Origin of the sequence: Streptomyces sp. NPDC059169 (assembly GCF_042755225.1) — a bacterium.
Classification (GTDB): domain Bacteria; phylum Actinomycetota; class Actinomycetes; order Streptomycetales; family Streptomycetaceae; genus Streptomyces.
This window is the reverse complement of the sequence record NZ_JBHZCF010000004.1, coordinates 475,320-490,229: the sequence shown is the minus strand read 5'-3', so window position 1 is coordinate 490,229 and position 14,910 is coordinate 475,320. Positions and strand designations below refer to the sequence as shown.

Below are 14,910 nucleotides of genomic sequence, written 5' to 3'. Positions count from 1 at the left end.
ACTCCGCCAACCGACCCGCAAACACCGGCGAAGAATCCAACAACTCCACCGCCATCCCCACCCACTGCGACCCCTGCCCCGGAAACACAAACACCGTCCGACCCGGATCGCCCACCGCAGCGGGAGGAACCAATCCCTCCAACTTCGAGCAGAGATCCCCGACCTCCGACCCCACAACCACCGCCCGATGCTCGAACGACGACCGCGACGCCACCAACGACCAACCCACCTCCACCGGCGACAAACCACCCTCCACCACCCACGACACCAACCGCTCCGCCTGCCCCACCAACCCCTCAGCAGAACGCCCCGACACCACCCACGGCACCACCGCGTCCGCACCCCAAGCCGACGGAGCGCTGTCCTGGTCGGCGGCTGGCTCGACGTCCTCGGAGTCCCCGGTTCGTGCCACGATCAGGTGCGCGTTCGTACCACCCATCCCGAATGAGGAGACGCCAGCGACGAGCTGCCGCCCCGCCTGCTCCGTCCACGTGCCGGACTCGGTCTGCACCTGCAGATTCAGGGCATCGAGCGGGATCTCGGGATGGGGTGTTGCGAAGTTGAGGCTCGGAACCAGGTAGCCGTGCTTCAGGCACAGCACCACCTTCAGCAGTCCCGCGATCCCGGCGGCGCCTTCGAGGTGGCCGATGTTGGTCTTGACCGAACCCACGGGCAACGGGCTGCTCCGACGCGGGTCGGTGCCGTACGCGGCTCCGAGCGAGGCCGCCTCGATGGGGTCGCCGACCTTGGTGCCGGTGCCGTGCAGTTCCACGTAGCCGAGGTCGCCGGGGTGGATACCGGCACGTGTGCAGGCCAGGCGCAGCACTTCTTCCTGCGCGGCGGCATCGGGGGTCGTGAGGCCCGGTCCTCCGCCGTCGTTGTTGACGGCACCGCCGAGGATCACGCAGTGCACATGGTCGCCGTCCGCGAGTGCCCGGGAGAGGGGCTTGAGGACGACGAGACCGCCTCCCTCGCCGCGGACGAACCCGTCCGCGCGTGCGTCGAAGGTGTGGCAGCGGCCGCTCGGGCTGAGTGCGCCGAAGCGGGCCATGGCGAGGGTGCTCTCGAGGGCGAGGTTGAGGTGTACTCCGCCGGCCAGCGCCGTGTCGCAGTCGCCGCGGCGCAGGCTGTCGCACGCGGTCTGGACCGCGACCAGGGAGGAGGACTGTGCGGTGTCCAGGGTCATGCTGGGTCCGCGCAGGCCGAGGTGGTAGGAGAGACGGTTGGCGATGATTCCGCGGTTGAGGCCGGTGGGGGTGTGGTGGTCGAGTGCCTCAGGGCCCTGCTGGTGGACGAGTACGGCATAGTCCTCGACGGTGGCTCCGACGTACACGCCGGTCCGTCGGCCGCGGAGCCGTTCCGGGCGGATGCGGGCGCTCTCCAGTGCCTCCCAGGCGAGTTCGAGGGCGAGCCGCTGCTGGGGAGCCATCGACCGGGCCTCACGCGGGGAGATGCCGAAGAAGGCTGCGTCGAAGCCGGCGACATCGTCGAGGAAACCGCCCCGGGGCGGCTCGGACAGCCCTGACTGCTCCAGGAGTTCGGTGGTCCACCGGTCGGCCGGCGCCTCGGTGACGGCGCTCCTACCGGCGCGCAGCAGCTGCCAGAGGGCGTCGGGGTCGGCTGCTCCGGGCAGGCGGCAGGAAAGGCCGATGACCGCGATCGGCTCTCCGACCGGCGAGGGAATCGTGGAGCCCGCGGGTTCCGACCCGTTCATCAATCGCACTCCCTACGCGAAGCGGCACACTCACGGCAGGAGTTCACCGTTCCACAGCGGCGGCCCGTGAAAGGCGGGCCGCAGGCCACCTCTAGGGGAACTCCTAGGCGCGGCGTCAGGGCCCTTCCTCACCGCTCTGAGCAGGGCTTCGACAACGGTAGGAGGTTTCCGCCCGGGGACTCGCCGGCGCGGGCGGCGTCCGTCCCCCGAGGTCTCGGGTGCGGCCGGTGCCGTCACGTCCGCGGCCGGGTACAGAGACTAGGTGAATGCCAGGACTCCCTGATGCAGGCTGCGGGAGGAGGGGCGGCCGTCCGGTTGCCGTACACCGATCGCCGGTGCCGCACTCCGATCTGCGGTGTCGTACACCCATCAGCGTGGAGGGACGCAGCAATGCATATGGACAGCACAGTGGGGCCTTCGTACTCGTCCGGCTCCGCGGTGCCTTCCCGGCGGGCGGAGGCGCTGTCGTCCCGGCTGGCCGCTTCTGCCCTGGCCACCGAGGGTGGGGTGATGAGCAACGAGGCGTTCCACGCGTGGTTCGAGGAGCGGCAGCGCATCCATGCGCTGCAGGTCAGGCGGATTCCGTTCGGGGAGCTGCGGGGGTGGGGCTTCGCTCCCGGAAGCGGGAACCTGCGGCATGACAGCGGGCGCTTCTTCTCCATCGAGGGGTTGCGGGTCCGCTCCGACTACGGGCCGGTACGCGACTGGTGCCAGCCGATCATCCACCAGCCGGAAATCGGTGTGCTGGGCATCGCGGTCCGGGAGATCGACGGGCTACTCCACTGCCTGATGCAGGCCAAGCCCGAGCCGGGGAACGCCAACGGGGTGCAGCTCTCTCCCACGGTGCAGGCCACCAAGAGCAACTACACGCGGGTGCACGGCGGTTCCGCCGTCCCGTACATGGAGTGCTTCGTCGATCCCGATCCGCGCCGGGTGCTGGCCGACGTGCTCCAGTCCGAGCAGGGGTCGTGGTTCTACCAGAAGCGCAACCGCAACATGGTGGTGGAGGTGGGACCCGGGGTCGAAGCGGGCGAGGACTTCTGCTGGGTCACCCTGGGCCAGCTCGGTGCGCTGCTTCGCCGTCCCGATCTGGTGAACATGGACGCTCGTACGGTGCTGTCCTGCTTCCCCGACTGGCGGGCGGGCTCGTCGATGGCCAATGCCGGCCGACACTCCGACACGGAGATCCGAAGCTGGCTCACGACGCGACGGGCCCGGCACGAGATCACCACCGAGCCGCTGCCGCTGGGCGAGGCGGAGGGTTGGCGCCGCTCACAGGACGCCATCTCGCACGAGAGCGGGCGCTTCTTCAGCATCGTCGCCGTCGACGTCAGCTCGCACCGGCGTGAGGTGCCCGCCTGGTCACAGCCGCTGCTCGAACCGCACGGGTTGGGGATGGCCGCGCTGCTGGTGAAGCGGATCGGGGGCGTTCCGCATGCGCTGCTGAGCGCCCGGGTCGAACCGGGGTTCCGGGACGTAGTGGAATTGGGGCCCACCGTTCAGTGCACGCCGGACAGCTATGCCGCGCTCCCCGCCGGGGACCGTCCCCGGTTTCTCGACGTCGTGCAGGAGCACCGTCCGGAGCGGACGCTGTTCGACGCCGTGCTGTCGGAGGAGGGCGGGCGCTTCCTGTGTGCCCGTAGCCGCTATCTGATCGTCGAGGTGGGCGAGGATTTCCCGACCGAGGCGCCCGAGGAGTTCCACTGGGTGACGCCGTGCCAGATCAATGAGCTGCTGAAGTACAGCCACCATCTGAACGTGCAGGCCAGGACGCTGGTGGCGGGGATGAGGACGCTGGACTGACCCGCATGTGGGGTCATGACAGTTCGTCGTCCGGGTGCGGTCATGGGGCGTCAGCCGTAGCGAACGGGCAGCAGAGCGGTCTGCTCGATGAGAACCTCGCGCACCGGGGGCTCGTCCACCCGTCGACGGGTGGACGAGCCGTGCGTACGTGGCCCGCGGTCGACCGGGGCCCGGTCGCGGATGCCCGTCCGCCGAGTAGCGGGACCGGTACTCCGCCGCGTGCCGGGACGGCGCGTGCCGGGACGAGCCGGTGCCGCCCGGCGTGGTTCAGGAGCCGGCCCGGGTGGCCCGGTCGAAGATGTCGGCGAGCTTGCTGCCGTAGCTTTCGAGGTCGACGCCCGGGGTGAGCATGTGGTGTCGCAGGGTGTTGTCGATGGCGCCCCGGATGGCGACGGCCATGACCCGTGGTTCGACGTCCGCGAACTCCCCGGCGGCCAGCCCCTTGTCGAGGCAGTCGACGAGGGCGTCGATCGACGCCGTGGCCTGGTTGATGGCGCCGACCGGCATGTTGTCCCGGTCGCGGGTGCCGATGATGATCTCGGCCAGGGCGAGGGTGTGTCCGGGGTACTTGGCCATGAAGGCGAGATTGGACTCGATGTAGGCGCGGAGTTTCGCCCGGTAGGTCGGCTCGTGCTGCACGCGGGGTCCGACGAATTCGTCGGCGGCCCGCAGGACCGTGGACACCACCTCGTCGAAGAGCTCGGCCTTGCCGGCGAAGTAGTACGAGATCATGCCCGTGCTGCTCAGGCCCGCCCGCTGGGCGATCTTGCTGAACGACGTGTTGGGGTATCCGTGCTCCGCCACCGTGTCGATGGCCGCCCGCACGATCTGGGCGCGCCTGGCCTCCTCAGTGAAGGTCCGGCCGCCTTGTTCGCTCACCCTCTTCGCATTCACGAGCAAAAAATAGCACAAGCAAGCAAGAGCCGCAGTCGTCCGGTGTGCCGGGAACGTGGTGGTGGGTATGGTGGTACCGGTCACGACCGCGGCGTCCGTGCACGGCACGGTCGCGCCGGTGCGCCTTACTGCGAGGTCAGCAACCGGTGATCAGAGGTCGACCGGTGCCGGGATCCACGGAGCCCACGCACACGGGCGGACCGGGGTGTCGGCGCGGGTCTTCGGCGCCGGTGCGATCCGGGCGGACGTGGATGGGCAGTGCCCGCTCGACGTGTTCCAGGTGAGCAGTCATGGCCCGCACGGCGTCGTCCTCGGACCGGTCGACGATCGCCTCGACGATGGCGCGGTGCTCCCGGTTCGACTGCTCGCGGCAGTGCCTGGCCAGCATGTCGAGAAAGGTCGACTTCCGGGCCAGAGCGTCCCGGATCTCCTCAACCACCTTGCGGAACACGGGGTTTCCGGTCGACTCCGCGATGGAAACGTGGAACAGGGTGTCCAGGGCGACCCAAGCCGTGGTGTCGGTCTGCCGCTCCATCCGTACGAGCAGACGGTCGAGGAGGTCCAGGTCGTCCTGCGTGCGCCGGGTGGCGGCGTAGGCGGCGACGGGGATCTCGACGTGCCGCCGGACTTCGACCAGGTCGCGCGAGGAATACGCACCGAAGGAGGGGCCCTCCGACGCTCCCGGGGAGGCGACGTAAGTCCCCTTGCCCGCGTGGGAGGCGGTCAGACCCAGGGCTTGCATGGCACAGAGGGCCTCGCGGACGACGGAGCGGCTCACCTCGAAGCGCTGACCCAGCTCCGCCTCCGAGGGGAGTTTGTCACCGACCTCGTAGTCACCCCGCTCGATGGCGCCCCGGAGGTCTCTCAGCACGGCCTCCATCGCGTTGACGCGCCGAGTGGGTACCCCTGCTGTCCTGCTGTCCAGGTTGACCATATCTCGCATCTTGTGGCCATCTCCCAAAAGGCGTCAACGAGCCTGGGAACTTCTGTGCTTTTCCCTAGAAGAGTGGCCCGAGCCAGCTCCCCGGGAGGTCAGCGAACCGGCCACGACCTGCGACGTTGCAACAGAGGGCGCCCGGCGGTGCAGATATGGCCGTAGGCCCGGTTGACACCTCCCACCTGGAGTTCGACGATGCGTCACGAACTTGTCAGACAGCCGAACACGCGCGACTGGGAGGTTCGCCCCGGCAGCCCGTGGACCACCCCTCGACGCGGCAGCCGGACAGACACACGGCCGGCCACAAGCCGGCGACGACCCTGGCGAAAGAGAAGGCTCAGATTCTCCTCAAGAGCCTCGCAGTGGGCCTTAGATGCGTGCGTAATATTGCTCACAGCGTTACGGCCCGTCAGCCTCCGGCGGAATTCCGCTTCGCCTCCCCCGTGCGATCCACGGTCCCGGCGCCACGCGGAGCCCGAAGCCGCACCGAGCCTGAAAATTCCATGAAAAATTCCATGAGCGCCGCCGTCCGCCAGAGCACTCCATTCCCAAGAGAAAAGCTACCGCCGAGTATTTCTTCAGGTACCCTTCCGGGATCCGCCAAGGGGACTCCCTTCAAATGCCACCCAGTGCCCTGTTCTGCACCCCCCTGGGGGGGGCTTCATCGAACGATATGGCAACCTTGAACGCAGCGAATGACGAAAACCCCGTGAACCGCACTGCTGTTGGAGGGTGAGCGCTGACATAGGCCACAACGGAAACCAGCTCACCGCTATACACGCCGGGCGCTCGGCGTGAGCGGCAAGAAAAGCCGGCAGGCTACCCCGACCGCACTGCCCGCCGGATTTTTGCGCCTCCTGCTCCTCCTCCAGCGCCACCCAGGCGGCATGTCCGAAGGAGTACGTGCCCAGCGCGCCGAGCACCGGCGGATGCGGTACCCGGGGGGGTCTCCCGGTTCTGCTGCCCCGCCGTCCTCACAGCGTGCGACTCCCTCGGCACACGCCGCCGCGACAACAGTTCGCGGTCTGAAGGGATCTGAACCTGATGTTGCTGGACCGCGATGTGGAACTGGACCTGGCCGTCGCCGCCCTGCGGAGCGGGCGAGGCGCTCTGGTCCTGGTCAGCGGTCCGTTGGGGGTGGGCAAGTCAGCCCTCCTCGACGCCATCGGCGTACTCGGCGCGACACAGGGAGCCCAGCACCTGCGGGTGAACGCGGCCCCGATGGAGCAGGACTTCTCCCTCGGCGCGGCCCGCCAGCTGCTGGAGCCGGCACTGCGGCACGCCTCGCCGGAAACCTTCGCGCGCTGGACGTCCGGCGCCGCCGCTCCGGCGCGCGGTGCGCTCTCCGGTCGGACCGGTGGCGCCGGACCGTTGCAGACCGTCCTGGCCGGCCTCACCGCACTCCTCGAGAACATGGCCCGCGACCGGCCCGTTCTGATGCTCGTCGACGAACTGCAGTGGGCGGACCCGGCGACCCTGCAGTGGCTGCGGCACCTGGGCGAGCGGGCGCCCGGCCTTCCGGTGCTACTGGTGTGTGCAGTTCGCGAGGGCGACACCCTCACCGGGGACCCGGCGGTCCAGGCGGTCATCGCACAGGCCACGCACACCCTGCGCCCCGGGAACCTCGCTGTGCGGGACACCCGCGAACTGGTGCGACGGTATTACGGGGAAGCACCGGACGAAGCGTTCACGGCCGCCTGCCACCGGGCCACGGGCGGCAATCCGCTGTACCTGCGCTGCCTGCTGGCGGATGCGGCGCCCCGCGTCCGCCAGCCCACCGCCGACCACGCCGAAACGGTCGCCACGCTACGGCCGGCTTCGCTACGGCATCGGCTACTGCTGCGCCTGGACGCGCAATCTGAGCTGGTCAGACGGACTGCGCGGGCGGTGGCCGTGCTCGGGGACGACGCGAATCCCGAGCTGCTGAGCAGGCTGGCCGAAGTGGATCCCGCCGAGCGGGACGAGGCCCTCCGCCAGTTGACGGACCTCGGCCTGACGACCGGTACGCAGCACCCCCGGTTCATCCACGCCCTCGTGAGGACGGCGGTGGTGGAGGGCATACCCCCGGACGAGCGGACCGCCATGCACGCGCTGTCGGCCGAGTTGCTGCACCGGGCCGACCGACCGCCCGAGCAGGTGGCGAAGCACCTGATGGCCCTCACGGCACCGACCTACCCGTGGGCCACCGGGGTGCTGCGCGCCGCGGCCTGTGCCGCGCAGCGCCGAGCGGCACCCGAAGTCGCCGCCCGCTACCTGCGGCATGCGCTGGTGGGCAGCTCACCGGACAACGACCGGGCGGAGCTGCTGATTGACCTGGCCACGTCGGAACGTAGCTTCGCCCCGTACGCGGCCGTGCGGCACATCGCCCAGGCCGCCTTGCTGTGCGACGGCCCCGTACAGCGCGCACAGGCCGTGGTCAGGCTGGCGCCCAGTGCGTTCTCCTCCACGCTGCTGCCCGTCCACGAGCTGCTGCGGGAGACGGCGGACGCGCTGGGGCCCGGGGACCGGCTGCAGGGCACGAACCGGGAGCTGGCGCTGCGGCTGGAGGCCCGCATCCGGCAGTCGGCGTTGTCGGATCCAGAACAACTGGCCGACTCGGTGGCCCGTCTCGTCGACCTGGGTGACGAGCCGAGGACCGAAACCGTCGCCGAGCGGGAGTTGCTCGCCCCCCTGATCGGCGCCGCGACGTTCTCCAACGCCCTGCCCGCCCGTGAGGTGGCGCCGCTGGCGAACCGCGTCCTGGAGCATGAGCCGGCGGTGCCCGCCCATGTGCACAGCACCATGCCACTGGTGGTGGCCAGCCTCGTGACCGCGGACTCCGTGGAGGCACTGGATTCCTGGCTCGACGCGGTCCAGGAGAACGCGGTGGGGCGGCAGACGCGCGTGGAGCAGGCGCTGATCGGCACCGAGCAGGCGCTCGTCTCACTGGCCCGTGGCCGCTTGGCACGGGCCAAGGAGCAGGCCCTCGCGGCCTTCGAGCTGGCCGGGGAGAAGCACGAGGAAGTCTTCACCGTGTCCTCGATGACCCTCGCCACCTGCGCGATCCTCACCGGCGACCACCAACTCGCCGACCGGCTGCTCGCCATCAAATACCGGTCGGCGGAGGATCCGTACGTGTGGTCCGCGCTGGCCATGCTGAAAGGGCAGAGCGCGGCGCGGAAGGGCGATCCCGACGCGGCGCTGGGCTGGTTCCTCGATGCCGGCCGCCGCCTCGAGCAGTGCGGATGGCTCAATCCGGCGTTGCTGCCCTGGGCCTCGGCCGCCGCGTTCCTGCACCTCCACCTCGGAGAGCACAAGGAGGCGAGGGAGCTGAGCGCGCTGGAGGTGGAACGCGCTCGCGCCTGGGGGGCGCCGGGACCGCTCGGCCGGGCGCTGCGCGTGTCCAGCCACATGATCGACGGCCCGGGCAGCACCGAGGTGCTGCGGGAGGCGGTGGACGTCCTGGAGCTGTCCGCCAACCGCTTCGAGCTGTGCCAGGCCCTGCTGGATCTCGGCGAGCGCCTCGGCCCGGCCGACGCCCACGGCCGCACGGCGCTGCGCCGGGCTCACGCGGAGGCCGTCGTCTGCGGCACCCCGTGGCTGGCCCGCCGGGCGGAGGAGCTGCTCGCCGAGGCGCCCCCGAACGCGGAGGCCACCCGCGGCCAGCTCACCCCGGCGGAGCGGAAGGTCGCCGAGCTCGCCGCCTCGGGTCTGACGAACCAGGTGATCGCAGACGAGCTGGACATCACGTGCCGGACCGTGGAAAAGCATCTGACGAATTGTTACCGCAAGATGTCAATTCCGGGGCGCAGGAGTCTCTTCGCGGCATTGGCAGAACTCGACAGGCAGTCTGGCTCCTACGACGCGTCAGCCCGGCCCGAGGGGCCCTTGCAGAAGGATCTCCCCGTGCCGGAGGAGGCGAAGTGATTCCGCCCTTGTTGGTGTGGCCCGCGGTGCGGCGGGAGCCGTGCCGGATCAGTGACCACCTGCGGGTGGCGATCGAGCCGCCGCCACCGCGGCGTGAACGGCGGTCCGGGCGGCCGCGCGGCAAGCAGATCGACGACGGCGCGAAGCTGCAGGACGTGCCGTTCGTGCTCCACCCGGGGATCCGGCACGCCGCAGGATCCGGAGTCCGGCTCCGATCACACCTGTTGGCGGCGGCTGCGCGAGCGCGGCGTCGCCCCCGAGGTCTCCGGGCGCCGAAGCACACGGTACGGGCCTGCGCCGGGTGCGGTGGGTCGCCGAGTCCACCCCGCCCGGATCCATAGTCCACACCGCCTCCGGGTCCGCCGGGCGGCCGGAGCGGACGTGCGCGCCGCCTTCCTTCCGATCGCACACAACACGACCCTCGCCCGCGGGAATCCGGCATTCTGAAAGGACCCTTGCCAGGGCACACCGTCGGCTTTGTGGTACCGGCCGGCGTCGCTTCGCGGCGCCGGCTTCTCTCAACAATCGGGTCATGACGAAGAGTTATTGCTACCGCACCGTATTGATACCGAACCACCGCACCGAGACACCACAGTGTTTTGCCATTCGCCACATGTCGCCTTGACTCCCGCGACACGGCGTTCCTAGGCTCGGAACAGCGGAATACCAATGCAAGGAAAGGCACTTCGCTTCGTTGACCGAAGGAGCGAGGACGACCAATGCCTCATTCGACGGGCGGATTTCCCGGTGCGTCGACCGCAGAAAGACGGTAGCTCCCTTGACATCCCAGCACTACGCCGACCCGATGCCGCTGGCGGCGACCCCTCATTCCCCGACCCCCCACACCCTGCGCGCGCCCGACCAACCCGCCGCCACGGCGGGAAGGCGTCCGCTAGAGCCTCAACAGGCCTGCATGGCAAGCCTCGACGCCACATTGGCGATCATGGCTGCCGACGCAGAGTTCTTCCGGTTGTTCGGCCAGGACTCCACCGAAACCTGCGGCCGAAGCCTGTACTCCCTGCTGCACCCCAGCGCTCCCGGTCTGCTGAACCGGCACTTCACCCGGCTGGCAGAAGGTCACCGCGCACGGTTCGTGGAACGGATGGTGGGGATCCGTGGCGAGGAGGTGCCGTTCTCAGGCGAACTCACCGGGATAGCGGTGCGGAGCGAATCGGAACAGGCACCCTCCTTCGTCGTGGTCGTGCGGCCCGACGACGATTCGGCCGCACTCACCGGCCAGGATGACGCTCCGGCCAGCCGCCGTCAGCTGCTCACGGAGCTCGACGCGCAGATCCTCGAAGGCGTCGCGAGCGGAGCCTCCACGGTCCAACTGGCCGCCCGGCTCTACCTCAGCAGGCAGGGCGTGGAGTACCACGTCGGTCTGATGCTCCGTCGACTCAAGGCCCCCAACCGCGCCGCGCTCGTCGCCCGGGCCCACTCCATGGGAATGCTCACGATCGGCAGTTGGCCGCCCCGGGTCCTTCCCGAGTTCGTGAAGGACGCCGACAGTCGCCGCAGTCGCAGCCGCGGCCGCCGGGCGGACGCGCCCCGGCAGCGCTCCACGGCCGCCCGACCCGAAGCTGCAGCTCCTCGCACCCCGCCGGCCGCACCGGGCGCCCGCAGTACGCCCGGCATGCCGAACTCCCGGGCCTCATAGCAGCTCGCCACGGCCGGCTGCACCATGGGGCGTCCCCGACGGGGCGCCCCTCTTCGGTTCACCCGGTCCTTCTTCGCCTGCACCGGGCCGCCACGACTCCCCTGCCCGGGTACCGGCCCCCACCGCGGCCCGGGTGTAGGGAATTCCTCAACCGCTCCCGAGTGAGGATGGTTATGTCGCCGAAGATGCTCTCGGAGCCATGCCCCCGCGCCCCGAGAGCCTTGCTGGGACGGCGACGAGGGCCGGCGAGCACCTGCGGCCCGGAGCGCACCGGCTCCGTGACGAGAGTCCCCTCCTCGCGGAGCCGGTGTTGCACTACACGGCGGTACGCGCGCCGATACTTCCCCCCAACCCTATGGCACGCAACGGAATTTGAGGCTCAGTCAGCCTACATCGCACCCCTGCCTCCGCCGCTCCTGCCTGCCTCCGCCGTCGGCTCGCGACGTGTCGCACGCTCCGGGGTACCGGAACGGACGCAGCAGCCCGGCACCGGCGGCACATCCCGTACGGCACCACCGCCCCGGCCGCAGCACGCCGGTCCCGGCGCACCCGTCCGTCCGGTCGCACAGCCCAGGGGTCCCGCTCTCGGCCGGGCGCTCGGGAGAGCCGCTGCGGCGGGGGCGGGTCGTTGCCGCCGTGTACCAACGACAGCCCAGGCATATGCCACGGAGCGAAGTTGCCGTCACCCCGGTTCGACGGCGGGCAGATGGCGTGCTCAGCACAACACGGACACCTGTGGACACCCCTTCACCGAACCTTCACCTCATGGGCACCCCCGGAGGCATTACGTTCACCACATAGGAGAAACTGGGGACAGCTTCCCTGCGGGGAGGGGGCAGGACGCCGTCATGGACAGACAGCGTCCCCGTGCGCACGGACGCCAACGCGCACCGTCCGGCGCTCCGACGAGAGCCGGACGGCCGCTGGCCGGCGGGGGCCCGGTTGCGGCGTTCCTGCCCGCGGGGGACCGCCCGGCACGACCGTGCCGGGTACAGGCGCCGACAGAGGAGATTCCCGATGACCGACGGGTTGCCCGCCGACGCGTTCGAACACCGGCGCGACACGCTGACACTCGTCAGTCGTGAGGAGGAGATGTCCTCCCTCTCCGCCCTCGTGCAGGACGCCCGCTTCGGGACAGGCGGCATCGCACTCGTGGAGGGCGTCGTCGGCATCGGGAAGAGCCTGCTGCTGAACCGACTCGTGTCCACGCTCCCCACCGAGGATCTGCAGGTGCTGGAGGCCCGCGGTGAGGCGCTGGAGCGCGACTTCCCCTTCGGCGTCGTGCGCCAACTCTTCGAACCGCTGCTGGCCACCTTCGACGAACCGCGGCTCACCCGACTGCTGGCCGGCGGTGCCCGCACGGCCGCGCAGGCGCTGAGCGGGGAGCTGCTGCCGGGCGACGTGATGCTCCCCACCGAGGACATGTCGTACGCCATGCTGCACGGGCTGTACTGGTTCACCTGCAATCTGGCGGCGGAGGCGCCGCTCGTCGTCGTGGTCGACGACGTGCACTGCGCCGATATGGCCTCGCTGCGCTTCCTGACCCATCTCGCCCGCCGGATCGAGGGCCTGCCCATCCTGCTGGTGCTGTCCCAGCGGACCGGCGACGAGGCGACGGACGCCGCGCTCCTCGGTGACATCGCCGGGCAGCCACTCTGCCGGGTGCTGCGGCCCGGCCCGCTGACCGGCCACGGGATCAGCCTCATGGTGAAGACCGTTTTCGGTCACGAGGCGGACGACGAGTTCCACGAAGCCTGCCGGGCGCTCACCAGCGGCAACCCGCTGCTGGTCCACTCCCTGCTGAGCGTGCTCCGGTTGGACGGCCGGCCGCCCACGGTCGACGCCCTGCAGTACATCGCGCAGGACGGCACCTTCTTCCACGAGGCGGTGCGGGCCGTCCTACGGAGCCAGCCCGAGTCCGCCTCTGCGGCGGCCCGCGCCCTCGCGGTGATGGGCGACGACGCCTTGCCGGAGGTGTGCGCGCGGCTGGCGGGCCTCGATGACGCCACCCACTCGGCCGCGATGTGGGCCCTGCGGTCCAACGGGCTGGTCTCGGAGGTCGACGACGGCCGAAGATGGTCCTTCAACCACGGGCTGATCAGGGAAGTCATCGTGGCGGACCTGCCACCCGAGCGGCTCGCCGAGGCACACCAGCGCGCCGCCCGTCTGCTGCTGGATGCGGGGGCGCGTGCCGAGCAGGTGGCCGGCCATCTGCTGATGACGGCGCTGCCGGCCACGGAGGAGTGGGCGGTGACCGTACTGCGGGAAGCCGCCCGGGAGGCGTCGTTCCGCGGCGCCCCGGCGCTGGCGGTGGATCTGCTGCGGCACTGTCTGCCTGAGGACGGGAAACCGCCCGAGGACACCGCGGTCCTGGTTGAGCTGGGGCTGGCCGAGGCGGGTGTGGACCCGCAGGCGAGCGTTCGGCATCTGCAGGCGGCGCTGGAGCACGTCCATGAGCCGTCGCTGCGCTTCCGGCTGCTCAGCTCGCTGGCCGGCGGCCTGGTCCACACCGGGCAGTCGCTGCAGGCGGTCCGGCTGCTCGCCGAGCAGGCGCCGACGGTCCGCGACACCGATCTGCAGCGCCTACTGGAGGGGCAGCGGCTGATGGCGTCGGCCGAGGACCTGAGCAGCTTCGAGGTGACCCTGCGGGAGTACCCGTTCGACATCAGCCGGCCCGGCACCACCCCAGGCGAGCGAGCGCTGATCGCCGCGGGGGCAGGGCTTTGCTCGGTGCGCGAGGACCGCGCGCAGGAGTCGGCCGCCGCGGCCCGCCGGGTGCTGGAGAACAGCGTGCCCGGTGTCGACTCGCCGTTCTTCCTGACCACGGCGGCCACGGCGCTGCTGTACGCAGGGCTGCCGGACGAGGCGGATGCCGCCTATCAGCGGATCATCGAAGACACCCGCCTGAGCCAGCGGCTGCTGCTGTACGGCCTGTGCCAGGCGCTGCGGGCCGAGGCGCGCTACCGGCTGGGGGCGTTGTCGGAGTCGCTGGCGGCCACCCGGTCGGCGCTGAACGTGCTGCCGCCCAGCCACTGGGGCCGCAGGCTGGCGCTGCCGATCGCCACCCAGGTCCACGCGTTGATCGACACCGGTGATCTCGCGGGTGCCGACGCCGCGGCCGCACAGACCTTCCCGTCAATGAGCCTGGACACCTGGCAGTCGAACGAGTTCCTGTGCGCGCGGGGGCGGCTGCGGCTGGCCCACCAGGATCCGAAAGGAGCGCTGGCGGACCTCCTGGAGGCCGGCAGACGGCAGCACCAATGGACGCGGACGAGCCCGGCCGTGTCGTCCTGGTGGACCTGGGCCGGCCGAGCCCATCTCGCCCTGGGAGCGCTCACACCGGCCCGGGAGCTGGCGGAGGATGCGGTGGATCGCGCCCGGAAGGGGAATCTGACCGATGCTCTCGGTACTGGTCTTCGGCTCCTCGCTGCGACGGAGAGCGGACCCCGGAAGCTGGGTGTGCTGGAGGAGTCGCTTTCCGCGCTCGACGGTTCCCCGGCACGCCTCGAACTGGCGCATACGCTGGTCGACTACGGAACCGCGCTGCATGCGTGTGATCACACGGAGGCGGCCCGCGAGACGCTGCGCCAGGGGCTCGACCTGGCGTACGCGCTCGGCGCCGCCCGGCTTCGCGCCCGGGCCAACGAGGCACTGCTGGCCACCGGTGCCCGGCCGCGCCGGGTCACGTCGAGCGGAGTCGAGTCGCTGACGCCGAGCGAGGCGCAGGTGGCGCGGATGGCTGCGGTGGGTGAAACCAACCGGGAGATCGCTGAACAGCTGTTCGTGACTCAGCGCACCGTCGAGCAGCATCTGACCTCCGTGTACCGCAAGCTCGCGGTGTCCGGTCGGCACGGCCTGAGACTGTTATTCGCCGCCGAAGGGACCGATGAATGACCTCGCGGCCGTAGTGCGTCCGCGTGCCGCCCCGCGCCGTGCAACGGCCGTACCGCAGCCGGCCGGCTGTGGTACGGGCGGGACGTTGCGCGGCGGCAGGACGTT

7 protein-coding genes are annotated in these 14,910 nt (G+C 70.4%); 4 read left to right on the top strand and 3 right to left on the bottom strand.

Going from position 1 to position 14,910, the window contains the following annotated elements:
- Window positions 1-1,714, bottom strand: a 1,714-nt coding sequence (locus ACFXOM_RS10690) for a type I polyketide synthase (protein WP_385037668.1), incomplete at its 3' end; no start/stop codon positions are given.
- A 396-nt stretch (window positions 1,715-2,110) separates the two neighbouring features.
- On the opposite strand from ACFXOM_RS10690, the gene ACFXOM_RS10685 reads away from it, so the two are divergent.
- Entirely contained in the window at window positions 2,111-3,517 is a 1,407-nt protein-coding gene (locus ACFXOM_RS10685; protein WP_384944411.1) for an NDP-hexose 2,3-dehydratase family protein, read from the top strand.
- 267 nt (window positions 3,518-3,784) lie between these two features.
- Here ACFXOM_RS10685 and ACFXOM_RS10680 read toward each other — a convergent pair whose 3' ends face one another.
- Window positions 3,785-4,411, bottom strand: a complete 627-nt coding sequence (locus ACFXOM_RS10680; protein ID WP_385037665.1) for a TetR family transcriptional regulator — start codon at window positions 4,409-4,411, stop codon at window positions 3,785-3,787.
- 136 nt (window positions 4,412-4,547) lie between these two features.
- Window positions 4,548-5,345: a FadR/GntR family transcriptional regulator gene (locus ACFXOM_RS10675; RefSeq protein WP_384942059.1), complete on the bottom strand. Its 798-nt coding sequence runs from the start codon at window positions 5,343-5,345 to the stop codon at window positions 4,548-4,550.
- 1,047 nt (window positions 5,346-6,392) lie between these two features.
- On the opposite strand from ACFXOM_RS10675, the gene ACFXOM_RS10670 reads away from it, so the two are divergent.
- The 3 genes from ACFXOM_RS10670 (at window position 6,393) to ACFXOM_RS10660 (ending at window position 14,805) form a co-directional block, all read left to right on the top strand.
- Entirely contained in the window at window positions 6,393-9,254 is a 2,862-nt protein-coding gene (locus tag ACFXOM_RS10670) for an AAA family ATPase (protein ID WP_385037662.1), read from the top strand.
- Between the two features lie 805 nt (window positions 9,255-10,059).
- Window positions 10,060-10,911, top strand: coding sequence for a LuxR C-terminal-related transcriptional regulator (locus ACFXOM_RS10665; RefSeq protein ID WP_384944419.1), 852 nt, complete (start codon window positions 10,060-10,062; stop codon window positions 10,909-10,911).
- Window positions 10,912-11,928: 1,017 nt separating this feature from the next.
- On the top strand, window positions 11,929-14,805 hold the full coding sequence (locus ACFXOM_RS10660; protein WP_385037659.1) for a helix-turn-helix transcriptional regulator: 2,877 nt from the start codon (window positions 11,929-11,931) through the stop codon (window positions 14,803-14,805).
- Window positions 14,806-14,910 lie beyond the last annotated feature (105 nt).

Coding starts and splice junctions, on each gene's coding strand:
- ACFXOM_RS10665 (WP_384944419.1), top strand. CDS start 10,060: ATGCCGCTGGCGGCGACCCCTCATTCCCCGACCCCCCACACCCTGCGC.
- ACFXOM_RS10675 (WP_384942059.1), bottom strand. CDS start 5,345: ATGGTCAACCTGGACAGCAGGACAGCAGGGGTACCCACTCGGCGCGTC.
- ACFXOM_RS10685 (WP_384944411.1), top strand. CDS start 2,111: ATGGACAGCACAGTGGGGCCTTCGTACTCGTCCGGCTCCGCGGTGCCT.
- ACFXOM_RS10670 (WP_385037662.1), top strand. CDS start 6,393: ATGTTGCTGGACCGCGATGTGGAACTGGACCTGGCCGTCGCCGCCCTG.
- ACFXOM_RS10660 (WP_385037659.1), top strand. CDS start 11,929: ATGACCGACGGGTTGCCCGCCGACGCGTTCGAACACCGGCGCGACACG.